This is a genomic window from Clostridium sp. DSM 17811, from assembly GCF_018861905.1.
GTDB classification, from domain to species: domain Bacteria; phylum Bacillota; class Clostridia; order Clostridiales; family Clostridiaceae; genus Clostridium_AD; species Clostridium_AD frigoriphilum.
In genome coordinates, this window is record NZ_JAHLDU010000003.1 from 114,213 (window position 1) to 139,627 (window position 25,415).

Here is a 25,415-nt window from a genome sequence, read left to right on the forward strand (position 1 = left end):
AAGTAGATATATTTTGGTATAAAAAGAGACGAAAGTTACATAATAAAAATAAATTATTATACACATGATTTAAAAATAAATTACGTTGATTTTCAGTTTTATACAAGTTAATATTGGATGATTTACAGAAAAATATGAGAATTAAGACAGCAAATATTTTATAAAATCATTAGTATAATTTTGGATTAGGGCAAAGGCTATTTTGCTGAATGATTATGAAATATAGATAAATTATGTTAATAATTTATCTATATTGAAATGTACAGATTAAATAGTGTATATTATAAATGGATACAAGTCGATAGTAATTGAGAGGAGAAAATAATGACATTTATAGAAAAAATGCACAAAATGGCACAAGCAGACAAAAAAAGAATAGTACTTCCAGAAGGCGAGGAAGAAAGAACTATAAAAGCTAGTGAAATTATTAAAAATAATTCATTAGCTGAAGTAATATTAATAGGTGATGCAAGTATAATACATAATAAAGCCGCTGAACTTTCAGTAAATATTTGCGGTATAGAAATTGTAGATCCAAAAAATTCTGAAAAAACTGAGGTTTATGCAAAGGAATTTTATGAGTTAAGAAAAAATAAAGGAATGACTATAGAAAAAGCGGCTGAGACTATGAAGGATTGCGTGTATTTTGGAACTATGATGCTTAAGATGGGAGAAGCTGATGGAATGGTTTCAGGAGCAGTGCATTATACAGGTGATTTACTTAGACCTGGAATGCAAATCGTAAAAACTGCACCAGGAATTAAGGTTATTTCAAGCTTTTTTATAATGGAATTGCCTCATGATGAATATGGAGAAGACGGACTGCTTTTATTTGCAGATTCTGCTGTTAATATAAACCCTACGGCAGAAGAATTAGCAGCTATCGCTATTAGTACTGCAGATAATGCAAAATTATTATGTGGGTTTGAACCTAAAGTTGCGATGCTTTCTTTTTCAACTATGGGCAGTGCAAAGCATGAAAAAGTTGATAAAGTAGTGAAGGCTACTGAAATAGCAAAGAATGCTAGACCCGATTTACAAATTGATGGAGAACTTCAGTTAGATGCAGCTATTGTTGCTAGCGTAGCAAAACAAAAGGCACCAAATAGTACTGTGGCTGGAAAGGCAAATGTTTTAATATTTCCAGATATACAATCTGGAAATATTGGATATAAATTAGTGCAAAGATTTGCGAGGGCAAAAGCTATTGGACCAGTTTGTCAAGGATTTGCGAAGCCTATAAATGATTTATCAAGAGGATGCAGTGTGGATGATATAGTTAATGTTGTTGCAGTAACAGCAGTTCAAGCTCAAATTCAAAAATAGTTATGAGATAATGAGGGGAGAAGATGTTAATGAAAATATTAGTTATAAACTGTGGAAGTTCATCGCTTAAGTACCAATTAATAGATATGGAAAATGAACAATGCGTAGCCCTGGGATTAGTTGAGAGAATAGCAACAAAGAAATCAATATTAACTCAAAAGGTTGATGGAAAGAAATACATTATTGAAGAGCCTATGGAAAACCATACAGATGCTATTAGAGTGGTACTTGGAGCACTTGTAGATCACGAACATGGAGTTATTAAAGACTTATCTGAAATAGGTGCAGTCGGACATAGAGTAGTTCATGGTGGAGAAAAGTATGCAAATTCAGTTATACTTAATGATGAAGTAATGAAAGGTTTAGAAGAGTGTACAAAACTTGCACCTCTTCACAATCCAGCTAATATAATTGGAATTAATGCTTGCAAAGCATTGATGCCAAATACGAAAATGGTGGCGGTATTTGATACTGCATTCCATCAAACTATTCCAGAGGTCGCATATATATACCCACTTCCATATTGGCTTTATACTGACCATAGTGTTAGAAAATATGGATTCCATGGAACGTCTCACAAATATGTTTCAGATAAAGCTGCAGAAATGATGGGTAAGGATATAAAAAAATTAAAATTAATAACTTGTCATTTAGGAAATGGAGCAAGTATTTCTGCGATTCAAAATGGTAAGTCAGTAGAGACAAGTATGGGATTCACTCCACTTGAAGGAATGGCTATGGGCACTAGATGTGGAAGTATAGACCCAGCTATATTAATATATATGATGAAAGAATTGAAATTAACAGTTGATGAAGTAGATAACTTAATGAACAAAGAGTCAGGTCTTTTAGGTGTATCAGGAGTAAGTAGTGACTTTAGAGATGTAAATTCAGCTGCAACAAATGATGGAAATCAAAGAGCCCAACTCGCAATTGATATATTTTGTTATAAAGCTAAGAAATTTATAGGTGCTTATGCAGCAGTAATGGGCGGAGTAGATGCAATTATATTTACAGCCGGACTTGGTGAAAATTCTTCTAGAATAAGAGAGGGAGTATGTAAGGGCCTAGAATTTTTGGGAGCAGTTTTAGATAAGTCAAAAAATAATGTTTCAGGAATTGAAGCCGAAGTAAACACCGATGATTCGAAAACTAAAATATTAGTTATACCAACGAATGAAGAACTAGTAATTGCAAGAGACACTATGGCTCTTATAAAATAAAATTACTAAATTCTATGATAAATAATTCTTGACTTTTTATTGTATTGTTTATATAATAGACTGTGTTTGAAGTAAGTAAAAAACAATTTAGTTAGGAGGGACGCAGAAGCTTTGCTCGAGCTGTATAATTTTTTTATACAAGATATAGAGATTTTCTTTATATGAGAAAAATCAATTAATATTTGGTTTTTCAGAGTGGATAGTATGGTAATAGACGTTTCAGAATTATTTAGTAATAAAAAAGCAAGAAAAGAAATTGATTTAGATTTAGAAAAAGCTAAGTTTTGCTATGATAATGAATTTATACAATTTTCTAAACCAGTTAAAATGCATTTGACTTTAAAATCTAATGATGATGATATAGATTTAACTGGAAGTATTGATACAGAACTATTACTTGCTTGTTCTAGGTGTCTTGAGACCTTTTCTTATTTAATACATATTGAATTAAATGAAAGATTGTCGAAAACTCTAAAGAGTGAAGATGAGGATATTATTTTTATTGAAGATGATAGATTAGATTTAAATGAGATTGTGGAAAATAATATCATTTCTATTCTGCCTATAAAAAGACTTTGTAATAAAGATTGTAAAGGCTTATGCCATCAGTGTGGAATTAATTTAAATCATAATACATGTAATTGTGTTATTGATGATATTGATCCAAGGTTGGCAAAATTAAAAAATTTGTTTTCAACTGATTAAGGAGGTGTTACAATGGGAAATCCTGCTAGAAAATTTTCTAAAGGTAGAAGAGATTCTCGAAGAGCGCAAACATTTAAACTTGGTTTACCAGGAATAGTTGAATGTCCTCAATGCCACGATATGAAGCTTGCTCACAGAGTATGTAAAAACTGTGGATATTACAAAAATAGAGAAGTTGTTTCAATGGAACAAAAATAAAAAGGAAAGTCGAAAGACTTTCTTTTTTGTTTTTAAATACAAATATAATTATATTTGCATTTTAGCATTGTTAAGACTATAGATATTTAAATAATATGGTATATAATATAAGTAAACAAATAAATAACCAAGTAAATAAATAGATATTTATTCGTTTATTTGGAAGATTCAAAGTGAGGTCTTAAAATGGTAGTTGTTGTAGATGGAATGGGTGGAGATTTCTCTCCAAATGCTGTGGTTGAAGGTTGTATTGCAGCTATAAAAGAATACGATATAAATATATTAATAACTGGCAGTGAAGATTTAATAAGAGAAGAGTTAAAAAAGCATACCTATGATACTAATAAAATAAAAATTATTAATGCCACAGAAGTTATTCATGTAAGTGAGCATCCGGTAATGGCTCTTAAGCGTAAAAAGGATTCTAGTTTAGTGAGGGCATTAAATCTTGTGAAAAGTGGAGAGGCAGATGCCGTTATTTCAGCGGGAAGTACGGGCGCGTTTTTGGCTGGATGTACGCTTATAGTGGGAAGAATAAAGGGGATAGATAGACCAGCACTCGCACCGGTAATGCCAGGTAAAAAAATGCCTTTTATGATTATTGATTGTGGAGCAAATGCAGAGTGCAAACCCAATTATTTATTGCAATTTGGAATTATGGGGAAAATATATTTTGAAAATATTTTAAATGTAGTTAATCCATCTGTAGGGCTTGTAAATATAGGGACGGAAGAAGAAAAGGGTAATGAACTTTCTAAAGCAACATTTAAGTTATTGAAGGAAGCAAATTTAAATTTTGTAGGCAATGTGGAAGCTAGAGAAATTCCAACTGGAGATGTTAATGTTTTAGTATGTGATGGGTTCACTGGAAATGTAATTTTAAAATTATATGAAGGTACTGTTGCTACTATATTTGATTTATTGAAAACAAGTATAATGGCATCATTTAGAAGTAAGATTGGCGGCATGTTGTTAAAGCCAGTCTTTAAAAAGTTTAAAAAAGATTTCGATTATAAAGAATATGGTGGAGCTGCATTTCTTGGAGTAAATGGTATTTGCATAAAAGCTCATGGAAGTTCAGATGCCAAAGCTTTTAAAAATGCAATTAAACAGGCAACAATATTTTATGAAAATAATGTTGTTGACAAATTAAAACTAGAAATTGAAAAGCTATCAGATAAGGGAAAAGTATAATCTGGATACTGATGATTATTATGTAACATAAAATACAAGGAGGTGAAAAATTATGTTTGAGGAAATTAGAGTGTGCATATCATCACAATTAAATATAGACGAGGAAGAAATAAAAATAGAATCATCTTTTATGAATGATTTAGGTGCAGATTCACTTGATATTGTAGAATTGATTATGGAACTTGAGGAAAAATATGATATAGAAATTCCTGATGAAGATGTTGAAAAAATTGTCACTGTTGGTGATATAGTAGAATATATTAAAGCTCATTCTGAGGAATAAGTGATATAACTGCGGATAAAATAAACTTCCGAGAAGGAGTAATGATTATGAAAAATGATATACAATTACAGGACCTTGAAAATAAACTGAAATTAAATTTTAGTGATAAGGATTTATTAAAAACTGCAATTACCCATAGTTCTTATGCAAATCAAAAAAAGAAAGTTGAGTTTAATGAAAGACTCGAGTTCTTAGGGGATTCAGTATTGCAGCTTATAATATCTGAACACTTATATAGTCGTTTTACGCAGAAACCTGAAGGTTATTTAACTAAAATTAGGTCACTGATAGTGTGCGAAAATTCGCTTTGTGATATAGCCAATAGTTGGGAACTTGGTTTATATATGAACATGAGTAAGGGGGAAGAAATTACTGGCGGTAGAAATAGAGTGTCTATACTCGCCGATTGTGTTGAAGCAGTGCTTGCTGCTATATATCTAGATAAAGGAATAGAATATTCTAAGGAGTTTATACTTAATAACTTTAAAACAACTATTGAGAAAGCAATTAATAATGAGATAATTTTAGATTATAAGACAAAACTTCAAGAGATATTTCAGCAAAATGGAGAAGTTAATATCCGTTATGAGCTTGTAAAATTTGAAGGACCACCTCATAGACGAAAGTTTTTTGTTAATATTTTGATAAATGATTGTTTGAAAGGTTCAGGGCAAGGGTTTAGCAAAAAAGAAGCAGAACAAAATGCAGCTAAAGAGGTTATGGAAAGCACGGATGATGTACATGAGTAATTTGCATTATATTATTCCTATATTTGTACCGCATGAAGGCTGCCCCCATGAGTGTGTGTTTTGTAATCAAGATAGTATAACAGGAACAAAATCGAAAGTCGATGCAATGTATGTGGAAAAAACAATAAATGAATACCTTGAAACAATAAAGAATGATGATGCTATCATTGAAGTGTCCTTTTTTGGAGGGACATTTACAGCTATAAAAATAGAAAAACAAATAGAATTATTAACTGTTGCTAAAAAGTTTAAAGATAATAATAAAATAAAATACATTAGGTTATCTACAAGACCGGATTACATTGATGATAATATATTAAAAAATTTAAAAAAGTACTCTGTAGATATTATAGAACTTGGAGTCCAATCTATGGATGAAGAGGTGCTGTTAAAATCTGGACGGGGTCATACTGCGTCAGATGTAGAATATGCATCTAAGCTTATAAGGCAATATGGTTTCACTTTAGGACATCAAATAATGATAGGCCTTCCAGGAGATAATATAACTAAAGATATTGAGACAACTAAAAGAGTTATTGCTCTTAAACCAGATATTTGCCGTATATATCCTGCTCTTGTGATTAAAAACACTCAAATGGAAAGAATGTACATAGAGCATAAGTTTAACCCTTATTCACTAAGTGAGGCGGTAAATATAAGTAAGGTTATTTATATTATGTTGACCCAAAACCAAATAAATGTTATTAGAATAGGATTACAACCTACAAGCGAGATATCAGAGGGACATGATCTTGTTGCGGGTCCATTTCACCCTGCATTTAGAGAGCTAGTTGAGGGTAGTATATATAGTGATTTAATATATGATGTTATTATGAATAGTTTTAATAAAGAAATTATTTATGATAGGGCTTTAGTAAAAATTAATCCAAAAGATATTTCAAAGCTTTATGCTAATGGAAAAATTTATTTTAATGAACTAAAAAATAGATTGAAAACAATTTCTATAGATGTATCTCAAGATATTACAGTTAAACGTGGAAGTCTTAACATAAAAATAAAAGAACAGTGTATTATTATGACTATATATGAGTATGTGTCTATAAAGTATAAAAAAAATTCTGATTTAGTGTATAAAATATAATTTCAATTTTTAAAAGGTTAATAAAATATATATTGCATTCAATAAATTTACAGTAATATATTCTTTTTTTATTTTAAAAAAAATTGAAAAATTAAAATATGAGGTGACGTATGAAAAAGGCAAAAAGAGATAAATATACAAAGGTAATAATTTATGGCATTGTTTTTATTTTCACTATAGGTTTTGTATTGCCAATGTTATTCAGGTAAAATAGGAGAGTGTTTCATGTTCTTAAAATCAATTGAAATAAGAGGATTTAAATCCTTTGCAGATAAGACGGAGTTAACATTTGAGAAAGGTATTACAGCAGTAGTTGGGCCTAATGGAAGTGGAAAAAGTAATATCTCGGATGCCGTAAGATGGGTCCTTGGAGAACAAAGTGTACGAAGCCTAAGAGGCGATAAAATGGAAGATGTTATATTTGCGGGTACACAGTTTAGAAAACCGGTGGGGCTAGCTCAGGTGTCGTTAACGCTTGATAATAGCGAGTCAGAATTGGATATTGATTATGCTAATGTAACTATATCGAGAAGATTATATCGTTCAGGAGAAAGTGAATATTTAATAAATAATACATCTTGTAGGTTAAAAGATGTTCAACAGCTTTTTATGGATACAGGAATAGGAAAAGAAGGATATTCAATTATTGGCCAAGGTAAAATAGATGCTATTTTAAGTGGTAAAGCTGAAGAAAGAAGAAAATTATTTGAAGAAGCAGCAGGAATTGTTAAGTATAAAACAAGGAAAGAAGAAGCAGAAAAAAGACTAGATAACACAGATCAAAATTTAATTAGAATAAGTGATATCTTAAGTACTTATGAGGAACGATTAGAACCATTAATGAATGAAAGTGATAAGGCAAAAAGATTTCTAAAGCTTTTCGAAGAATTGAAAAGCAAAGAGGTTAGCATAATTATTGATTCTATTACTAAAGTAGAAGAAAGAATCAAAGGATTACATGATGAATTAGATAATTTGCAGGTACAAGTTGTAAAAACTACGGAAGAAAAAATATCTTTTAAGAAAGATGTTGAATTATTAAATGATAAGTTTGAAAAATTTGAAAATAAAAGCCAGGAAGAAAAACAATTATTTTATGATAATAAGATAATATATCAAAATAATATTTCACAAATAAATATTCTTCATGAGAGAATAGAAAATTTGGAAAAAGTCATTGATAAAACAACTAATGAAAGTTGTATAACTCATAAAAGTTTGTTAGAACTTAAAAATAATAACACAAAAGCCGAGGACTCATTAAATAATATAAAAAATATTCAAATAGAAATAGATGAAGGAATCAAATCAGAAGAAATAAAAATAAAAACGATTCAGGAAAACATAGAAATTGAAAGCAATGAAATTAAATCGCTTAAGGAAGAAAAGCAAAATAATATTAACGGAAATATGGTGTCTAGCAATAGTTTGTTATTATTAAATAATAATATAGATATATCTAAAAATAGACTGATTATGCTTACAAATACTATTGAAGACCTTGAAAATTCAATAAAAGTGAACCTTACTACAAAAATAACGTTTGAAAATGAAATGAAAGAAGTAAGGCACAAAATAATACAATGTCAAAGTAAACTTGATGAAAATAAAATCGAAATTATTAAACTTCAAAATATTTTAGCTATAGATGAAAAAGATATGAAGAATTGTAGTTTTAAAATTAACAAAGCGGAAGCTAATTTTAATGTACTTACAATGCTCGAGAAAAAACATGAAGGTTATAATAAATCGGTAAAGAACTTAATGCAAAACGTTAATGAAGGTAAGATAGGTAATGTTCATGAATGTTTTGTACTTGGTGAAATTATAAGGGTCGAAAAGTATTTGGAAGTGGCTTTAGAAATTGCTTTGGGTGGTACTATATCACACATAATAACTAAAGATGAAAATGTGGCAAGATTATTAATAAATTATTTAAAAGCAAATAAACTTGGACGTGCGACATTTTTACCCTTAAACATTATTAAAGGCAGAAAGATTATCATTGATAATGAAACTAAAAGTAATTCAGGTTTTGTAGGAATAGCAAGCGAACTTATAGAGTATGATAAAAAATTTAGTGAGGTTATGGCATTTATTTTAGGTAGAACAATTATTTGTAAAGATATGGATTCAGCTTTACAGATATCAAAATGTAATAATCATAGGATTAAAATTGTTACGCTATCGGGTGAGATTATAAATGTTGGCGGGTCACTAACTGGTGGAAGTATATATACAAAAACTTCAAGTATAATTGGAAGAAAAAGAGAACTTAAAGAATTAGATAAGGATTTATCAACTCTAAAAAAAGAAAATATTATTTATCTAGAAAAAATAAAAAAAGGTAAAACTGAAATTTTAAGATATGATGATGAAAATTTAAAAATTAGAGAAAAAATTCACTTTGAAAACATCGAGGTAGCAAAAAAAGAGGCTAAAATAAACTCAATAGTGGATGATACAAATAGATTGCAAAGCAATAGTAAAAATTCAAAGATTGAAAAATCTTTAGAAGATAATAAACTTAAAAAAGGATATATAGAAATTGAAGAAAAGAATATGCTAGTTACTAAGTTCACGCATTTAAAAGACGAAATAGATGAAAATTTAAATAGAATTGAATTTAAATTAAAAGATAAATTGCAAGAAATTGACAATATAAAAGAAGTAATTACAGAGTCTAAGATAAAAAAAGCGCAAGTCTATGAGACGTTACGTAATAAGGAGTCTGAAATTAAAAGATTGAATTTAGACATAGTATCTCGAAGTGAAAAGATAATTATATATTCTAGAGAAATAGAAGAAGCTATAAAAAATAAAGAAACAAGTGTATGTTCAATTCAAAGTGTAGAAAAAAAGGCAAATGAAATATTGATTAACATAGAAGAAATGAAAAAAAACTTTGATGATTATGAAATTCAAAGGATTAAGATTAAAGATAATATAAAAACAAATGTGGATCAGTTTGATAATGTTACGTCGATACTTGAAAAAACGGAAAAAAGTTTATATAAGTGTCAATTAGCTCTAGCAAAAGTAAGTATGGAAAAGGATAATTACTATAAAAAATTAAATGAAGACTTTGAACTAACATATGCGGAGGCTCTAATATTTAAAAAAGAAATTGATGATATTTATAAGCTTAAAAATGAAATAGCAAAATTAAAAGAGGATATAACACTTCTCGGTAAAATAAATGTAAGCGCTATTGAAGAGTATAAAGAGGTCAAAGACAAATATACATTTATGAATGGTCAAAAGGAAGACTTAGTATCAGCTAAAAATGAATTATTGACTGTAATAAGTGGAATGACACAAAAAATGAAAAAAATATTTGCGGAAAATTTTATTATATTAAGAAAAAATTTTAATGAGACATTCATGGAGTTATTTAAAGGTGGTAGCGCAGATTTAATACTTACAGAGGGCGATGAACTTACAGCAAAAATCGACATAAACGTTCAGCCACCAGGGAAAAAACTTCAAAATATAAGTTTGATGTCTGGTGGGGAAAAAGTTTTATCAGCGATTGCATTATTATTTGCAATACTTAAGATGAAGCCAACACCATTTTGTATTTTGGATGAAATAGAGGCAGCACTCGATGATGCAAACGTTGTTAGATACGCAGAGTTTTTAAAGAGGTTTGCGGACAATGTTCAGTTCATTATAATAACTCACAGGAAAGGAACTATGGAGGCTGGAGATGTATTATATGGTGTTACCATGGAAGAGAAGGGTGTGTCAAAAATAGTATCCATTGATTTAAAAAAGTAAGGGCTTATAATAATCATTTTGCGTTTTAAAGTATAAACAAGGAGGACTTGAAATGTTTGGAGGATTTTTTGATAAATTAAAAGATGGATTAGCAAAGACTAGAAATAGCATTACAGAAAAAGTTAGTGAAGTATTAAAGTTGGCAATTACAATTGATGATGAATTGTATGAGGAACTAGAGGAAATATTAATTACATCAGATATAGGTGTAGATACTTCTGTTTATGTAATTGAAAAACTTAGAAAAAGAGTAAGGGAATTAAAAATAAAAGACCCATCAGAGATTATACCATGTTTAAAAGAAGTTTTAATGGATATATTAGGTGAAGAGCAAATAAAGGATGTAGAGCTACCAAAGGTAATTTTAGTAATAGGAGTTAATGGAGTAGGGAAAACTACTTCCATTGGTAAAATGGCATCATCATTAAAGTCTAAAAAGTATAAAGTTCTTATTGCTGCAGCAGATACATTTAGAGCAGCGGCAATTGATCAGTTAGAAATTTGGAGTAGTAGAGCAGAGGTTCCATTAATAAAACACCAAGAAGGTTCTGATCCTGCGGCTGTAGTTTTTGATGCTGTTCAAGCAGCTAAAGCTAGAAAAATTGATGTGCTAATTTGTGATACAGCAGGAAGACTTCATAACAAAAAAAATCTTATGGATGAATTAGCAAAAATAAATAGAGTTATTATAAGGGAGTACAGTGAGGCCCATATGGAAACACTACTAGTTATTGATGCAACTACTGGTCAAAATGGAATTCAACAAGCTAAACAGTTCATGGAGATATGTCCCATTGATGGTATAATACTAACTAAATTAGATGGCACGGCCAAAGGTGGCGTTGTAATATCAATTAAAAATCAACTTAATATACCTGTTAAATATATAGGCGTTGGTGAGGGGATTGATGATTTACAAGAGTTTAATTCTAAAGATTTCGTAGAGGCTTTGTTTTAAAAAACATATAAAAAATATAAAAATATGTGCCTGTTAAGTAAAACTACTTGACACCACATTTAAACTCTGATATTATATTATTTGTGAGTCGGTGATGAAATGGAAAAAAGATTTGAAATTTCACTATTATTAGATTTTTATGGAGAATTACTTACGCAAAAGCAAAGAACCATAATGGATTTATATTTTAATAATGATTTGTCTTTATCTGAAATAGCAGAAATAAATAATACTAGTAGGCAAGCCATTCATGATACTATAAAAAGATCTGATAACGCGCTTTTAGTATATGAAGAAAAATTGAAATTATTAAATAAAGACCATGAATTAAAAAAAACCTTTGACAATATAATATTAGAATTAGATGAATTGCAAAATAATATAAAAGATGAAAAAATGAATCAGCTTATATGTGACATAAAAACACAGATTATCGAGAATGTTTAGGGGGTTTATTATGGCTTTTGAAGGGTTATCTTCTAAGTTACAGGATACCATAAGAAAATTAAAAGGTAAGGGTAAGCTTTCCGAAAAAGATATTAAAGATGCTATGAGAGAAGTAAAATTAGCATTATTAGAAGCTGATGTTAATTATAAAGTAGTTAAAGATTTTGTGAAAAATGTAAGTGAAAAATGTTTAGGTAATGGCGTATTACAAAGTTTGACACCTGGGCAACAAGTTATCAAAATTGTTAATGATGAGTTAACTAGTTTAATGGGTAATTCAGAAAGCAAGTTAGAGTTTTCGACTAGTGGGTTAACCGTTATAATGCTTGTAGGGCTTCAAGGTGCAGGTAAAACTACAATGGGTGGTAAACTTGCTCTTTCGCTTAAAAGAAAAAATAAAAAACCGCTATTAGTAGCTTGTGATGTATATAGACCGGCTGCAATTAAACAATTGCAAGTAGTAGGAAAACAAATTGAAGTTCCGGTATTTACTATGGGAGACAAAGTGAGTCCTGTTGATATAGCAAAAGCATCAATAGACTTTGCTCGTGAAAATGGTAATAATGTAGTTATATTAGATACAGCAGGAAGACTTCATATAGATGAAAACTTAATGGAAGAACTACAAAATATGAAATTAAGTGTAAAGCCAAATGAAATAATGTTAGTAGTAGATTCAATGACTGGTCAGGATGCAGTTAATGTAGCAGATAGTTTTAATTCACAGCTAGATATAACTGGAGTAATTTTGACTAAATTAGATGGAGATACAAGAGGTGGCGCAGCACTATCAATTAAAGCAATAACAGGAAAACCTATAAAGTTTGTTGGTTCTGGTGAAAAAATGAATGATCTGGAAGTGTTTTATCCGGACAGGATGGCATCGAGAATACTTGGTATGGGAGATGTGCTATCATTAATAGAAAAAGCTCAGGATTCGTTTGATGAAAATGAGGCAAAAGAACTTGGTAATAGAATGTTGTCTCAAGAATTTAACTTTGATGATTATTTGGCATCAATGCAGCAAATGAAAAAACTTGGACCAATTAATAAAATAGTTGAAATGATTCCAGGTTTCAATAAAAAAGAATTGCAGGGTGTAGACTTATCTCAAGGTGAAAAACAAATGGGGAAAAGTGAAGCTATTATAAGATCAATGACTGCATCAGAAAGAAAACATCCTAATTTGGTTAGTGGTTCTTCATCTAGAAAAAAGAGAATTGCTAATGGATCAGGTACTTTAGTTCAACAGGTAAATAAAGTTATAAAAGATTTTGAAATGATGAAAAAACTTATGAAACAAGCAAAAGGATTCCAAAAATCCGGCAAAAAAGGAATGTTTGGTAAAATGCCTTTTTAATAAAACACTTGATAGATTACTAGATATAGATTTAAGGAGGTGATATACATGGCAGTTAAAATAAGATTAAAAAGAATGGGCGCTAAACATGCTCCATTTTACAGAGTTGTAGTTGCAGATTCAAGATCTCCTAGAGATGGTAGATTTATTGAAGAAATAGGATACTACAATCCAACAACAGAACCAACAACTATTAAAATTGATGTTGAAAAAGCAACTAAATGGATGAAGAATGGTGCACAACCATCTGATACAGTTAAAAGGTTACTTAGCAAAATAGCAGTCAACTAGAAAAGTTTGTAAGTAATGAATGGAGGAGTTTTCCATGAAGCAGTTACTTGAAGTATTGGCAAAGTATTTAGTTGATAAACCAGAAATGGTAGTAGTAAACGAAGTAGCACATGAGCATACAGTACTTTTAGAATTATCTGTAGCACATGAAGATATGGGGAAAGTTATAGGAAAACAGGGTAGAATAGCGAAAGCTATTCGTACTGTGGTAAAAGCAGCTGCTGTTAAAGAAAATAAAAAAGTAGTTGTTGAAATAAAGTAAGAGTTAGGTTCAACCTAACTCTTATTTTATTTAAATATCGGGTTTTATTTATAACATAAACAAAATAATAATATTGAAAGGAGGATTTTAAATGAAAGAGTTTATGAGCGTAGGTACGATAGGTAAGACACATGGCTTAAAAGGTGAAGTTAAAGTTTTTTCGTTAACTGATAGTCTCGAAAGATTTAAAAAATTGAAAAATGTGTATATTGATGGTGAGATTAGAAAAGTTGAGGGCTGCAAACTTCAAGCAGATAAAGCAATACTTAAGATTGAAGGCATAGATACCATAGAACAAGCAGAGACATATAGAAACAAGTATCTGATGGTTAAAAGAGAAGATGCAGTTAAGTTAACGAAAGGAAGCTACTACGTTGCTGACTTGCTTGACTGTGCTGTTTTCGAAGAAGGTTCAGATGAAGAACTAGGTAAGGTATTTGATGTCCTTAATACACCCGGAAATGATGTATACTGGGTTAAAGGAAAAGAGGAATTACTTATTCCAGTACTTAAGAATATTGTAGTTAGTGTAGATATTAATAAACATATAATAATAATTAAACCAGTAAAAGAATGGCAAGAATGAAAATAGATATATTAACTCTATTCCCTGAAATGTTTGAAATTTTTAATTATAGTATGATTGGAAAAGCAATAGAAAAAAACATAGTTAATATAACATCTCATAATATTCGTGATTACACGATTGACAAACATAAAAAAGTAGATGATTCTCCATATGGTGGTGGAGCTGGTATGGTAATGCAAGTTCAACCATTAGTTGACTCAATTCGTGATGTTAAATTAAGAAATGGTGGAAAAGTAATATTTTTAGGACCAAGAGGAATTACATTTACCCAAAATGTTGCAAAAGAGTTATGTAAGGAAAAAGAATTAATATTTGTATGTGGTCACTACGAGGGCATTGATGAGCGAACCTATGACTATATAGATATGGAAATGTCTCTGGGAGACTTTGTTTTGACTGGTGGAGAAATGGCATGTATTCCTATTGTGGACAGCATTTGTAGGTTAATTCCAGGAGTATTATCTTGCACGGAGAGTTATACAGAGGAATCTTTTTATGATGGGGTACTTGAGTACCCACATTACACAAGACCAGAATGTTTTGAAGAGAAAAAAGTCCCAGAGGTTTTAATATCTGGACATCATGAAAACATACGAAAGTGGAGAAGACTGCAATCACTCTTAATCACTAGGGAAAAAAGAATGGACTTATTTCAAAAGCTTAAGCTTTCGAAAGAAGATAAAAAATTATTAAGTGATAAACATAAAATAGAATAATGAATAGTTATTTGCAGTTTAAATATCTTTCATGTAAGAATAAAAGACAATTTTATGTTGATATATATATATATTTATGATAAAATATAGTTTGTGCTAGTACGGGCGCTCCTCTGCCATAATTTAATGAGTACGAACGTCACAATAAAACTTTAGGAGGGAATGCACATGTTAGAAATTATAAGATCAATAGAAGCAGAACAAATCAGAACTGACTTACCAGTATTTAATGTAGGTGATACAATTAAGGTTCACATTAAAATTAGTGAAGGTAACAAGGAGAGAGTCCAAGTTTTCGAAGGAACCGTTCTTAAAAGACAAAATGGCGGTATCAGAGAAACTTTCACAGTAAGAAGAGTAGCATCTGGTGTTGGTGTTGAAAAAACATTCCCAGTTAATTCTCCAGTAATTGAAAAAATTGAAATTGTAAGATTAGGTAAAGTTAGAAGAGCTAAACTATTCTACTTAAGAGATAGAGTTGGTAAATCTGCTAAGGTTAAAGAAAGAATGAGATAAAATGGGGGGGCTGAAAAGTCCCTTTTTACATTTAGCTATAATATAACATACATAAATGGGAAAGTTATTAATGTATATTACAAAAATAAAAAATTTATAAGATAGGGAGGATTGAATAAATATGGCAATGACCATAAATTGGTTTCCGGGACATATGGCGAAAACTAGAAGACAAATTGGAGAGAGTTTAAAACTTGTTGATGCTGTAATAGAAATTAGAGATGCAAGGATAGTTAAATCAAGTGCAAATCCACAAATCGATGAGATATGTAAAGATAAGCCTAGAGTTATTTTGCTAAATAAGAGTGATTTAGCTGAAGATAAAGTTACTAAACAATGGATAGAAAAACTTACAACTGATACTGTAAGGCCACTTGCTGTAAATTGTATTACAGGTCAAGGGTTAAAAAGTATAAAAATCACACTTGATGAGTTATTGAAACAGAAACATGATAGGCAAAGAAAAAAAGGCTTAGTTAATATAGTTACGAGAGTTATGGTAGTGGGTATACCTAATGTTGGTAAATCTTCGTTTATAAACAAACTAGGGAAAAACAACATTACTAAAACTGGGGATAGACCTGGAGTTACTAAAAGCAAGCAATGGGTAAGAACTACCTTAGGGATAGAGTTAATGGATACTCCAGGTGTATTATGGCCTAGATTTGAAGACGAGACAGTTGGGCTTAATTTGGCATTTACAGGTGCTGTAAAAGATGAGGTCATAGATATAGAGGAATTAGCACTTAGATTAGTAGAAAGACTTCAAATTAATAATGCACAGCGATTAATGGAAAGATATAAACTTACAGAAATTATGGAAAATCCTTTAGATAACTTAGATAATATAGCTAAAAAAAGGGGAGCTGTGATTTCAGGGGGTAATATTGACTATAACAGAGTAGCAGTTATGCTTTTGGATGAATTTAGAGGTGGTAAATTAGGACCTATATCTTTAGAGAGAGTAAAGGAAGATTAGGTTTATACATATAAGATATAACATGCAAATATTGATTAAAGTATAAAGGCATCTTAAAAAATTAGCCAATTGTTCTAATATTTTTAAGATGCCAAATTCAAGATATCTGTCGATTATAAAGGAGAAATATTATGAATTTTAGTGTGGATTTTTCAAGCATGAAATATAAAGAAGTAAAAGAATATATCTTGAGTATAGGAGATACTGAAAACGTTTCCAATAAGGCCGAAAAAGAAAATGTAATAAACAGACTTTTGCAAGATAAGAGAAAAACCGTTCAAAAACTAGGTATTAAAATGTCTAAAATGTTAGAGTCAAAAGAAAAAGAAATTCAAAGGGTAAGGAAAATGTATGACTTTGATCGAAGTTTTGGAGACTTTAGATATGTAGCTGGTGTAGATGAGGTTGGTCGTGGACCTTTAGCGGGCCCAATAGTTGCAGCAGCAGTATTATTTGATTCAAAATTAGTTGAAGACAAAGACTTAATATTAAGAGCTAATGACTCTAAAAAACTGTCTATATCTTGTAGAAAAGAACTATCGCTTATTATTAAAGAAAGAGCATTAGCGTACAGGATTATTGCTATTGATAATAAGCAAATAGATGAAAAAGGAATTGCTTGGTGCAATAATCAAGTGTTTTTAGAATCATGTGCGGGGTTAACTACTAAGCCGGATTTAGTTTTATCTGATGGATACAGAATAAAAAATTATCCTGATTTAAATGAATTTGTAATAAAGGGGGATACGTTAAGTATAAGTATAGCCTGTGCGTCTATAATTGCAAAGGTATATAGAGATGAATTAATGGCAGAATATCATGAAAAGTATCCTAATTATGGATTTGATAGAAACGTTGGATATGGCACCCAGGAACACGTACTTGCGATAAAAAAGTTTGGGATTATTCCGATACATAGAAAAAGTTTTTTAACAAGAATCTTAGAATAAATAAAAGATTTACAAATGCACTTTGTAGATTACTGGGTGCATTTATAAAATTTATTTTAATAATACTTAAAATTATAATTGGAAAGCGTCTTCAATATGATTAACTAAAAAATCATTATTATCCTTATTTAACAATACTTCAATAACATCAAATCTAAAATTTCTGTCTATAATATTTTTCTTTAAGATATAAACCTGAGCTGTTTTATAAATTTTACGTTGCTTATAAGTAGTAACTGACTCTGCTGGTATTCCAAAGTTTATTCCATATCTAGTTTTTACCTCGATAAAGCAAATATAATCTTTATGAATTGCTATTATGTCTATTTCACCACATTTGCATCTAAAGTTTTTGTCTATTACTTTGTAACCTGATTTCTTTAAAAAAGTTTCCGCTATTTCTTCACCAAATGTTCCAATGTCTTTATTAAAAGCTTTCATGAAAAACATCCTTCCTTAATAATGAATAAATTACAAATATATATATATAAGATAATATTAAGATAAAAAGGATAAAAAATCAATGTTTTTCCTCGTAATATTATGTTAAACTGGAAATTATATAGTTTTATGTAGAAAATTAGATGAATAAGGATTATAGTATAATTATATTTGATTTAAAAATGAAAAATCTAAGTATTCTTAATATGATTTTACAACACTAATATTATACAATCGGGGTGTAAGCAAAATGGAAAAAAGATGTATACCTATTCTAGAGTGTGAACTTGGTGAAATAATTGCGCAAAAAGTTGTAAGCAAGTACGGTTCGACTATTGTTGTTGAAAACACTACAATAAATAGTTATATTAAAAATAAATTAATTGCATTTGAAGTAGATTATATTTGGATTTATGGAGTTTGTATAGGTGAATCTATTAAATATAAAGACAATGATCTAAATCAATTGAAGCAGAGTTATAATAGAAATATATTAGAGATCAAAAAAATAGTGAATGATTTAACCAATGGTAATAATGTAAGTATTGAAAAAATAGATTTAATATCTAATTCTATATATGAACCTATAAACAATGAATATCATGTTGTTAGATGTCTAAATGAATTGAAATCTATTGATGAGGATACTTTTACTCATAGCATAAATGTGTCGTTATACGCTATGTTATTGGGGAAATGGATGCTGTTACCAGAGAGTAAAATAAAAGATCTTATACAAGCCGCATTGCTCCATGATGTTGGGAAAACAAAAATATCTAATTCCATTTTGAATAAAAAAGGAAAATTAGAAATTGAAGAATTTGAAGAGATAAAAAAACATCCTATTTATAGTTTTGAAATTATAAAAGACATCGATGGTCTTTCCATGGAAAGCAAGGAAGCTGTATTAAAACATCATGAAAGGGAAGACAAATCAGGTTACCCAGCAGGTATAGGAGGATCTGAGATGAGTATATGTTCCAAAATTATAGCGATTACGAATTTCTATGCTTCAATAACTTCTGAAAGGACTTACAGAAAAAGAGTACATCCTTTTGAGGCTTTTAAGATTTTTCAAAGTCAAAGTAGTGTTAGTTTTGATATACATATAGTAAATACTTTTTTATCAAATATAGCTGCTTGTTATGTAGGTACGAAAGTTTTATTGAATAATGGGAAAATTGGTGAAATTGTATATGTGCCACCACAAGTTATCACTAAACCAATCGTATGTGTTGATTCTGAGTATTTGGATTTATCTAAGGAAATTAATTTAAGTATTGTAAATATGTTGTAAATTAAAGGCGCGAAGTAAACATCTGTAATGAATATGGACAGTTAATAATTTTTATAAATTATTAACTGCCCATATTTTTTGTATAGTATTATAAATTATTAAGAATCTAGTTTTTAGTTCTGCTTGATATCTTCATTAAATCTTTTAGTTTTAACCGTTTGCCATAGTGAAGAATAGCCGCGGAATATATTTTTATAGAAATCCAAGCTATAAAAGCAATGGTTATAACTAAGGAGATGAGAGAAGCTGTAATTTGCCAAATAGGAACTTCTGTAGCTAAAATTCTAGAAGGCATGGAGAAAGGAGATGAAAATGGAATGATAGATGACACAATCGATACGGTTCCTTTTGGGACTGCAAGTGAAAAATTTCCAAAATAGAATGCAGCGATAGATATAAAGGATATTGGCATAAGCGCTGAGTTAACATCTTCAGCCTTACTAACTGTGGCCCCAGCAACTGCATTCATCATAGCATATAGGAAATAACCTAATATGAAATACACAATTATCATTACAATACTAAAGGGCGTAAAACTTGAAAAATCAAGTGCTTGCCCACCTATAGAAAAATTATCAGGGAAGGTTAATTTATAGGTTAGTAAACCAGTACATACAACCATAAATACTTGAACTAAACCAAGCAGACCCATAGCAACACTTTTTCCAAGAATTATTATTGAAGGTTTTGTTGAAGTTACAAGAAGTTCCATTACTCTTGAAGTCTTCTCTGAAGCGATAGACATAGCCACTCCATAACCATAATAATAAATTGAAAAGAAAAGCAATATACTTACAATCATACTTGATATAGAACTACCAACCTTTCCTTTTCCTAGTTCACTTACATTAAAGGAAATATCAGTTTGTAACATTTGGGTTATATTATTTGGCACTTTAGCTTCTTTTAGTAAGTTCGTTACAAAGTTACTTTTTACATATTGACTTAGCGCAGAAGGATCTAATCCATTGCCAGATTGTTTAACTATATAATTAAAAGTGGGCACACCATTTTTCTCATCTAAAATTAGAAGAGCGTTATTTTCTTCTTTTTTCACCTTAATTTTGAGGGAATCAATGTTATTAGCAGTTTCAGGTTTAAATTTATACTGAGAAAAGACGGTGTTAAGTTTATTTAAATTTTCTTTTAAAATACCTTTAGAATCAACTACAAATATAACTCCTTTGGTTTTGGTGTTTGATGATTCTTGCTGCGTTTTGTTTTTCGAAGTATTATCAAAGTTTTTTATTATAGCTGGCATGCTAACAATAACTGCGGTTAATATAAGTGTTATTATGGTTGAAATAATAAATGACTTTTTTCTTGAATTTTCTTTAAAAGTATAATTTAAAACAGTAAAAAATCCTCTCATTATTATTCACCTACCTTTTCAATAAATATTTCATGGAGAGAGGGTTCACGAATTTCAAATTTATCAAGTCTTATTTTCGATGATATAATTTCCCCAAGAAGGTTATAGGCTTGCTCATCAGATTTAATTTTTAGCTCATATCCGGTAGCATTTTTTGATATAAGATTTATACCTTGGTCGTTAATAAGCGTTTCAATTTCCTCTTTGCAATTAATTGTAAGATTTGTTCTTCCATAAGTAGATTTTATTTCTTTTAGATTTCCATTAAGAACTGTTTTGCCATCTTTTAGTATTATAAGGTCTTCACAATAATCTTCAATGGATTCCATTTGGTGACTAGACATTATAATAAATTTACCCTTTTCAACTAATTCATAAATTACACTTTTAAATAAATCGGCATTAACTGGATCAAGACCACTTAGAGGTTCATCTAAAATAATTAATTCAGGTTCGTGTATGAGTGCTGTTATAAATTGAATTTTTTGTTGATTACCTTTAGATAATTGTTCTGCTGTAGAGTTTGAATATTCAGTCACTTTAAGTCTGTCAAACCAATAGTTTATGGCTTTTTTAACTGACTTTCCATCCATTCCTCGAAGTTTTCCAAAATAAGAAAGCTGATCTATTATCTTAGTCTTAGGATATAATCCTCTTTCCTCCGGTAGATATCCGAATTTTACAGTTTCCCTAGTAACAGGTTTTCCATTCCATTGAATGCTTCCACCATCTTTTTCAAGAATTCCTAAAATCATTCTTATGGTAGTGGTTTTTCCTGCACCATTTGTGCCAAGTAAACCAAATACGCCTGGATTTTGGATTTTGAAAGAAATATGGTCTACTGCAGTCTTTTCACCAAAAGTTTTAACTAAGGATGATACATCTAATGACATTTTATAATCCCCCTCTGTATAGCTTATAGGGGGATTATATCATTATTTACAATAGTTTACTAATAATTAAGCTTGATGGGACATTAATTTCACAAAGAACAAAGGTGTTTAGAAGTTATTTATTTTGCAAGAAGATTCATAAACGTTGTAATGACACCCGCGTTGCAAAAATCTATAAATAAACTACCAACGAGTGGTACAATAAAAAATGCTTTTGAAGAAGCTCCATATTTTGTTGTCATAGCTCCCATGTTCGCCATTGCATTTGGGGTCGCACCCATACCAAATCCACAGTTACCAGAAACAATTACTGCTGCATCATAATCTCTTCCCAGAACATTGAAGGTTACAAAATAGCAAAACAATCCTGTAAGAATTGTCTGAGCTAGTAACATTACTATTAGAGGTAATGCTAAAGCTGATAATTGCCATAACTTTAAGCCCATTAATGCCATAGTTAAGAATAGGGATAATGAAACTTCTCCTATTATATCAATTTCTTCTGAGTGAACTTTATATGTATTTGTACAATCAGATATATTTCTTAGAATTGCAGCCGCAAACATAGCTCCAATATATGATGGGAAAGTCATACCTGTTTCTTCTAAAACAAGTGATATAATTGTACCTAGTCCCATAGCTAACAAAATTTGAGTTGCTGCTCCCATAAAATTATCATGACGGAGTGGTTTTTCATTGCTTTCTTTGGTTTCTACAACTTGGTTATGTGTAGTTGAATTAATTTTCATAGGGTACGAAAGATTATTTTTTTCTATTAATCTTTTTCCTATTGGGCCACCAATGATGCTTCCCATAACTAAACCAAATGTTGCGGATGCAAGTGCCACAGTGGTTGCACCTATGGCACCCGCTTTTTCAAATATTGGACCAAAGGCACCTGCAGTTCCATGACCACCTACCATAGGAACAGAGGCGGTAGAAAGACCGATAAGCGGATTTAAACCAAACATTTTAGCAAGTGTGACACCTGTAATATCTTGAAGAACACACAGTATTACGGATATACCTAAAAAAATTAAAACCCCTTTTCCACCTTTTTTTAGTAATTTAAGGCTTGCTGTAAGTCCGATAGTTGTGAAGAATACTGTCATAAATAATTTTTGAAGTGTTATATCCATATCAAAAATTAATAGGTTACTCATCTTTAGTATTAAAGTTATTATTGCAAAGATTAATCCCCCAATCACCGGTGCGGGGATACAGTACCTATCTAAGAAAGCGAGCTTGTTTTTAATCTGTTGTCCTATGAATAGAACAACAACAGCAAGGGACGCTGCTTGAACCATGTCTAATTTTAAAGCCATTTTATTACCTCCTAGTATAATGTGTTTGTAAGTATTGGTAATAAACAAGCCATAATAATTACTAATGTCATCACTAAAATCTTATTTAAGGTTTTAAACTCACAATTTAATTTGGATTAATCTTATCTTAAATTCAGCAAATAAAAAATCGGAGAAGGGTTTTCTACAAAGACTGCGTTAAGTGGAGTTAACAGTCATGTATTTTCTAACTCTTTTCCGGTTGCTTTAGGATAAGAAGTATGTGACCTTAATTATAAAGACTCATATTATTAATTGTAACAAACATAACCAGATTATGAAAGTGAAAAATTATAGGAAATAAAAAAATCATAATCAGACTGTTAAAATGTATATATGTACGGTATACTTATTAAAAAATAAGATGATTTAGCTATTTAGAGTTTCTATGTTATAAAGAAACTACACAAAGGAGAATAAACAGTATGAGTAAAATAATTGATTTAAATAGTGATGTAGGAGAAAGTTTTGGAGTTTACAAGCTTGGACTTGATAAAGAGGTTCTTAAATATGTATCATCAGCTAACATTGCTTGCGGATGGCATGCAGGTGACCCTATGGTTATGAGTGATACTGTTAAGGCAGCTTTTAAAAATAATGTGGGTATTGGCGCACATCCTGGATTCTTTGATGTTATGGGTTTTGGGAGAAGGAATATGACAGTATCTCCGGGCGAGATAAAGCAGTACACAATATATCAGCTTGGGGCTTTATATGGTTTTGTAAAATCAGCAGGAGCGAAAATGCAACACGTAAAACCTCATGGAGCAATGTATAACATGGCAGCTAAGGACAGTAAATTAGCCCAGGCTATTATAGAAGGTATATGGGAAGTGGATAGGGATTTGATAGTTCTTGGATCTTCAGGAAGTGAAATGATAAAGGCAGCAAATGAAAAAGGGTTAAAGGCTGCAAATGAAGTTTTTGCAGACCGGGCATATAATTCTGATGGAACTCTTGTTGCAAGAAGCCTTCCTGGTGCTATGATTCTAGACACGAATATAGCTATTTCGAGAGTGATTAGAATGGTAACAGAGGGAAAAGTCACAGCAATAAGCGGTGAAGATGTGGACATAAAGGCAGATTCTATATGTGTTCATGGAGATAATCCAGAGGCAACACAGTTTGTGAGGCTTATAAGGGAAGAACTATTCAAAGCTAAAGTTGAAATAAAACCACTTAGTCAATTTATTAAATAGGAGGAAAATTTATTTATGAGTAACAATTTAAACACAAAAGCTAAAAAGAAAAGTAATATTGGTGTACTGATTGGGGCAGCATTCATTATGGCTACATCTGCTATAGGACCAGGATTTCTGACTCAAACTGCTGTATTTACAGAATCGCTTAAAGCTAACCTGGGGTTTGTCATACTTCTTGTTATTATAATAGATCTTATAGCACAGCTCAATATATGGCAGATTATTGGTGTATCAGGACTTAGGGCTCAGGATATTGCAAACAAGATGGTACCTGGTCTTGGTATTTTTCTAGCAGTGCTTATAACTATTGGGGGATTTGCATTTTGTATAGGAAATATTTCAGGTGCGGCCCTTGGTCTTAATGTACTATTTGGGCTAAACACTAAAATAGGTGCTATTATTAGCTGTGGTATAGGTATTATACTGTTTAGTTCTAAAGAAGCTGGAAAAGCAATGGACATTTTTGCAAAGGTACTTGGTGTTGGAACATTATTACTTGTAGCATATGTGGCATTTAGAACCCATCCGCCAGTTGGGGAGATGATTCTACGGACATTTGTACCAACCAAGATTACATTCTTGCCATTGTTAACGCTTGTCGGTGGAACAGTAGGTGGATATATATGTTTTTCAGGGGGGCACAGACTAATAGACGCTGGTATTACAGGGGAGGAACATGTGAAAGAAATAACCAAAAGTTCAGTACTTGCTATATCGTTAGCGTCACTTATGAGGATACTTCTTTTCGCTGCGATTCTAGGGGTTGTTGTAAACATTGGTAAGCCACTTGGCACTGTAAATCCAGCAGCTGAAGCATTTAGACTTGGAGCGGGCAATCTGGGTTATAAGTTGTTTGGAGTTATACTCTTTTCAGCTGGGTTAACTGCAATGGTTGGGTCATCTTATACAACTTTATCATTTTTAAAAACACTTGCACCGGTTTTTGACAAACATACGTCAAAATGTATAATAGGCTTTATTACTATCTGCACATTGGTGTTCTTAATAATAGGTAAGCCTGTAAAGTTACTTGTTCTAGCAGGTTCATTGAATGGTTTGATTCTTCCGATTTCCCTTGGAATAATACTTATCGCATCCACTAGAAAAAATATTGTAGGAGATCACTATAAGCATTCAAAGTTGCTCATGTATTTGGGTTATATTGTTGTAATATTAGCAGTTGTTGCGGGGTATATGTCATTGGGTGGAATAGCTGAATTATTTAAATAGGAGGTGACA

Annotated in this window: 26 protein-coding genes; 22 read left to right on the top strand and 4 right to left on the bottom strand. The window is 30.7% G+C overall.

The window, feature by feature from the left end:
- Positions 1 to 324: 324 nt before the first annotated feature.
- From pta to KPL44_RS06000, 19 genes are all read left to right on the top strand, one after another.
- On the top strand, positions 325 to 1,326 hold the full coding sequence (pta, locus tag KPL44_RS05910) for a phosphate acetyltransferase (protein WP_216247981.1): 1,002 nt from the start codon (positions 325 to 327) through the stop codon (positions 1,324 to 1,326).
- A 29-nt stretch (positions 1,327 to 1,355) separates the two neighbouring features.
- Complete coding sequence (locus KPL44_RS05915) at positions 1,356 to 2,549, top strand: acetate/propionate family kinase (protein ID WP_216247982.1); 1,194 nt, start codon at positions 1,356 to 1,358, stop codon at positions 2,547 to 2,549.
- A gap of 204 nt (positions 2,550 to 2,753) precedes the next feature.
- Positions 2,754 to 3,254: a YceD family protein gene (locus KPL44_RS05920; protein WP_071613247.1), complete on the top strand. Its 501-nt coding sequence runs from the start codon at positions 2,754 to 2,756 to the stop codon at positions 3,252 to 3,254.
- Positions 3,255 to 3,266: 12 nt separating this feature from the next.
- Entirely contained in the window at positions 3,267 to 3,452 is a 186-nt protein-coding gene (rpmF, locus tag KPL44_RS05925) for a 50S ribosomal protein L32 (RefSeq protein ID WP_071613246.1), read from the top strand.
- A gap of 186 nt (positions 3,453 to 3,638) precedes the next feature.
- Positions 3,639 to 4,646, top strand: a complete 1,008-nt coding sequence (gene plsX, locus KPL44_RS05930; protein ID WP_216247983.1) for a phosphate acyltransferase PlsX — start codon at positions 3,639 to 3,641, stop codon at positions 4,644 to 4,646.
- 52 nt (positions 4,647 to 4,698) lie between these two features.
- Entirely contained in the window at positions 4,699 to 4,929 is a 231-nt protein-coding gene (acpP, locus tag KPL44_RS05935) for an acyl carrier protein (RefSeq protein WP_216247984.1), read from the top strand.
- A gap of 47 nt (positions 4,930 to 4,976) precedes the next feature.
- Entirely contained in the window at positions 4,977 to 5,678 is a 702-nt protein-coding gene (gene rnc, locus KPL44_RS05940; RefSeq protein ID WP_216247985.1) for a ribonuclease III, read from the top strand.
- Complete coding sequence (locus KPL44_RS05945) at positions 5,671 to 6,780, top strand: elongator complex protein 3 (RefSeq protein WP_216247986.1); 1,110 nt, start codon at positions 5,671 to 5,673, stop codon at positions 6,778 to 6,780. Before rnc ends, KPL44_RS05945 begins: the two co-directional genes overlap by 8 nt.
- A 225-nt stretch (positions 6,781 to 7,005) precedes the next feature.
- A complete protein-coding gene (gene smc, locus KPL44_RS05950) occupies positions 7,006 to 10,560 on the top strand; it encodes a chromosome segregation protein SMC (protein ID WP_216247987.1) in 3,555 nt (1,184 codons plus the stop codon).
- 52 nt (positions 10,561 to 10,612) lie between these two features.
- Positions 10,613 to 11,518 carry a signal recognition particle-docking protein FtsY gene (gene ftsY, locus KPL44_RS05955; protein WP_216247988.1) on the top strand — a complete coding sequence of 302 codons (906 nt, stop codon included), beginning with the start codon at positions 10,613 to 10,615 and terminating at the stop codon, positions 11,516 to 11,518.
- 99 nt (positions 11,519 to 11,617) lie between these two features.
- On the top strand, positions 11,618 to 11,965 hold the full coding sequence (locus tag KPL44_RS05960) for a putative DNA-binding protein (protein WP_171296907.1): 348 nt from the start codon (positions 11,618 to 11,620) through the stop codon (positions 11,963 to 11,965).
- A gap of 10 nt (positions 11,966 to 11,975) precedes the next feature.
- On the top strand, positions 11,976 to 13,325 hold the full coding sequence (gene ffh, locus KPL44_RS05965; RefSeq protein ID WP_216247989.1) for a signal recognition particle protein: 1,350 nt from the start codon (positions 11,976 to 11,978) through the stop codon (positions 13,323 to 13,325).
- Positions 13,326 to 13,373: 48 nt separating this feature from the next.
- Positions 13,374 to 13,616: a 30S ribosomal protein S16 gene (gene rpsP / locus KPL44_RS05970; protein WP_071613237.1), complete on the top strand. Its 243-nt coding sequence runs from the start codon at positions 13,374 to 13,376 to the stop codon at positions 13,614 to 13,616.
- A 34-nt stretch (positions 13,617 to 13,650) separates the two neighbouring features.
- A complete protein-coding gene (locus KPL44_RS05975; RefSeq protein ID WP_071613236.1) occupies positions 13,651 to 13,878 on the top strand; it encodes a KH domain-containing protein in 228 nt (75 codons plus the stop codon).
- Positions 13,879 to 13,969: 91 nt separating this feature from the next.
- Positions 13,970 to 14,464, top strand: a complete 495-nt coding sequence (gene rimM, locus KPL44_RS05980) for a ribosome maturation factor RimM (protein WP_216247990.1) — start codon at positions 13,970 to 13,972, stop codon at positions 14,462 to 14,464.
- Complete coding sequence (gene trmD, locus KPL44_RS05985; protein ID WP_216247991.1) at positions 14,461 to 15,183, top strand: tRNA (guanosine(37)-N1)-methyltransferase TrmD; 723 nt, start codon at positions 14,461 to 14,463, stop codon at positions 15,181 to 15,183. The genes rimM and trmD overlap by 4 nt, the downstream gene beginning before the upstream one ends.
- Positions 15,184 to 15,351: 168 nt before the next feature.
- Positions 15,352 to 15,699: a 50S ribosomal protein L19 gene (gene rplS, locus KPL44_RS05990; protein WP_171296911.1), complete on the top strand. Its 348-nt coding sequence runs from the start codon at positions 15,352 to 15,354 to the stop codon at positions 15,697 to 15,699.
- Between the two features lie 127 nt (positions 15,700 to 15,826).
- Complete coding sequence (ylqF, locus tag KPL44_RS05995) at positions 15,827 to 16,678, top strand: ribosome biogenesis GTPase YlqF (RefSeq protein WP_071614976.1); 852 nt, start codon at positions 15,827 to 15,829, stop codon at positions 16,676 to 16,678.
- A 131-nt stretch (positions 16,679 to 16,809) separates the two neighbouring features.
- Positions 16,810 to 17,628: a ribonuclease HII gene (locus KPL44_RS06000; protein ID WP_216247992.1), complete on the top strand. Its 819-nt coding sequence runs from the start codon at positions 16,810 to 16,812 to the stop codon at positions 17,626 to 17,628.
- 72 nt (positions 17,629 to 17,700) lie between these two features.
- On the opposite strand, the gene KPL44_RS06005 is transcribed toward KPL44_RS06000, so the two are convergent.
- Entirely contained in the window at positions 17,701 to 18,069 is a 369-nt protein-coding gene (locus KPL44_RS06005; RefSeq protein ID WP_216247993.1) for a YraN family protein, read from the bottom strand.
- Between the two features lie 250 nt (positions 18,070 to 18,319).
- Between KPL44_RS06005 and KPL44_RS06010 the strand changes: the two genes are divergently transcribed.
- Positions 18,320 to 19,366 carry an HD-GYP domain-containing protein gene (locus KPL44_RS06010; RefSeq protein WP_216247994.1) on the top strand — a complete coding sequence of 349 codons (1,047 nt, stop codon included), beginning with the start codon at positions 18,320 to 18,322 and terminating at the stop codon, positions 19,364 to 19,366.
- Between the two features lie 106 nt (positions 19,367 to 19,472).
- Here the strand turns inward: KPL44_RS06010 and KPL44_RS06015 are convergent, their stop codons facing one another.
- The 3 genes from KPL44_RS06015 to gltS all read right to left on the bottom strand — a co-directional run bounded on the left by KPL44_RS06015 (position 19,473) and on the right by gltS (position 22,956).
- On the bottom strand, positions 19,473 to 20,738 hold the full coding sequence (locus KPL44_RS06015; protein WP_216247995.1) for an ABC transporter permease: 1,266 nt from the start codon (positions 20,736 to 20,738) through the stop codon (positions 19,473 to 19,475).
- Between the two features lie 2 nt (positions 20,739 to 20,740).
- The gene (locus tag KPL44_RS06020) at positions 20,741 to 21,631 is read right to left on the bottom strand and encodes an ABC transporter ATP-binding protein (protein ID WP_216247996.1); all 891 of its coding nucleotides are present in this window, start codon (positions 21,629 to 21,631) and stop codon (positions 20,741 to 20,743) included.
- Between the two features lie 119 nt (positions 21,632 to 21,750).
- Positions 21,751 to 22,956, bottom strand: a complete 1,206-nt coding sequence (gltS, locus tag KPL44_RS06025) for a sodium/glutamate symporter (RefSeq protein WP_216247997.1) — start codon at positions 22,954 to 22,956, stop codon at positions 21,751 to 21,753.
- A gap of 443 nt (positions 22,957 to 23,399) precedes the next feature.
- On the opposite strand from gltS, the gene KPL44_RS06030 reads away from it, so the two are divergent.
- Together KPL44_RS06030 and KPL44_RS06035 are read left to right on the top strand one after the other, a co-directional pair.
- Positions 23,400 to 24,173: a LamB/YcsF family protein gene (locus tag KPL44_RS06030; protein WP_216247998.1), complete on the top strand. Its 774-nt coding sequence runs from the start codon at positions 23,400 to 23,402 to the stop codon at positions 24,171 to 24,173.
- Positions 24,174 to 24,188: 15 nt separating this feature from the next.
- Positions 24,189 to 25,406 (top strand): NRAMP family divalent metal transporter, encoded by a 1,218-nt coding sequence (locus KPL44_RS06035; RefSeq protein ID WP_216247999.1) that lies wholly within the window; start codon positions 24,189 to 24,191, stop codon positions 25,404 to 25,406.
- Positions 25,407 to 25,415: the final 9 nt, after the last annotated feature.

Coding starts and splice junctions, on each gene's coding strand:
- pta (WP_216247981.1), top strand. CDS start 325: ATGACATTTATAGAAAAAATGCACAAAATGGCACAAGCAGACAAAAAA.
- KPL44_RS05915 (WP_216247982.1), top strand. CDS start 1,356: ATGAAAATATTAGTTATAAACTGTGGAAGTTCATCGCTTAAGTACCAA.
- KPL44_RS05920 (WP_071613247.1), top strand. CDS start 2,754: ATGGTAATAGACGTTTCAGAATTATTTAGTAATAAAAAAGCAAGAAAA.
- rpmF (WP_071613246.1), top strand. CDS start 3,267: ATGGGAAATCCTGCTAGAAAATTTTCTAAAGGTAGAAGAGATTCTCGA.
- plsX (WP_216247983.1), top strand. CDS start 3,639: ATGGTAGTTGTTGTAGATGGAATGGGTGGAGATTTCTCTCCAAATGCT.
- acpP (WP_216247984.1), top strand. CDS start 4,699: ATGTTTGAGGAAATTAGAGTGTGCATATCATCACAATTAAATATAGAC.
- rnc (WP_216247985.1), top strand. CDS start 4,977: ATGAAAAATGATATACAATTACAGGACCTTGAAAATAAACTGAAATTA.
- KPL44_RS05945 (WP_216247986.1), top strand. CDS start 5,671: ATGAGTAATTTGCATTATATTATTCCTATATTTGTACCGCATGAAGGC.
- smc (WP_216247987.1), top strand. CDS start 7,006: ATGTTCTTAAAATCAATTGAAATAAGAGGATTTAAATCCTTTGCAGAT.
- ftsY (WP_216247988.1), top strand. CDS start 10,613: ATGTTTGGAGGATTTTTTGATAAATTAAAAGATGGATTAGCAAAGACT.
- KPL44_RS05960 (WP_171296907.1), top strand. CDS start 11,618: ATGGAAAAAAGATTTGAAATTTCACTATTATTAGATTTTTATGGAGAA.
- ffh (WP_216247989.1), top strand. CDS start 11,976: ATGGCTTTTGAAGGGTTATCTTCTAAGTTACAGGATACCATAAGAAAA.
- rpsP (WP_071613237.1), top strand. CDS start 13,374: ATGGCAGTTAAAATAAGATTAAAAAGAATGGGCGCTAAACATGCTCCA.
- KPL44_RS05975 (WP_071613236.1), top strand. CDS start 13,651: ATGAAGCAGTTACTTGAAGTATTGGCAAAGTATTTAGTTGATAAACCA.
- rimM (WP_216247990.1), top strand. CDS start 13,970: ATGAAAGAGTTTATGAGCGTAGGTACGATAGGTAAGACACATGGCTTA.
- trmD (WP_216247991.1), top strand. CDS start 14,461: ATGAAAATAGATATATTAACTCTATTCCCTGAAATGTTTGAAATTTTT.
- rplS (WP_171296911.1), top strand. CDS start 15,352: ATGTTAGAAATTATAAGATCAATAGAAGCAGAACAAATCAGAACTGAC.
- ylqF (WP_071614976.1), top strand. CDS start 15,827: ATGACCATAAATTGGTTTCCGGGACATATGGCGAAAACTAGAAGACAA.
- KPL44_RS06000 (WP_216247992.1), top strand. CDS start 16,810: ATGAATTTTAGTGTGGATTTTTCAAGCATGAAATATAAAGAAGTAAAA.
- KPL44_RS06005 (WP_216247993.1), bottom strand. CDS start 18,069: ATGAAAGCTTTTAATAAAGACATTGGAACATTTGGTGAAGAAATAGCG.
- KPL44_RS06010 (WP_216247994.1), top strand. CDS start 18,320: ATGGAAAAAAGATGTATACCTATTCTAGAGTGTGAACTTGGTGAAATA.
- KPL44_RS06015 (WP_216247995.1), bottom strand. CDS start 20,738: ATGAGAGGATTTTTTACTGTTTTAAATTATACTTTTAAAGAAAATTCA.
- KPL44_RS06020 (WP_216247996.1), bottom strand. CDS start 21,631: ATGTCATTAGATGTATCATCCTTAGTTAAAACTTTTGGTGAAAAGACT.
- gltS (WP_216247997.1), bottom strand. CDS start 22,956: ATGGCTTTAAAATTAGACATGGTTCAAGCAGCGTCCCTTGCTGTTGTT.
- KPL44_RS06030 (WP_216247998.1), top strand. CDS start 23,400: ATGAGTAAAATAATTGATTTAAATAGTGATGTAGGAGAAAGTTTTGGA.
- KPL44_RS06035 (WP_216247999.1), top strand. CDS start 24,189: ATGAGTAACAATTTAAACACAAAAGCTAAAAAGAAAAGTAATATTGGT.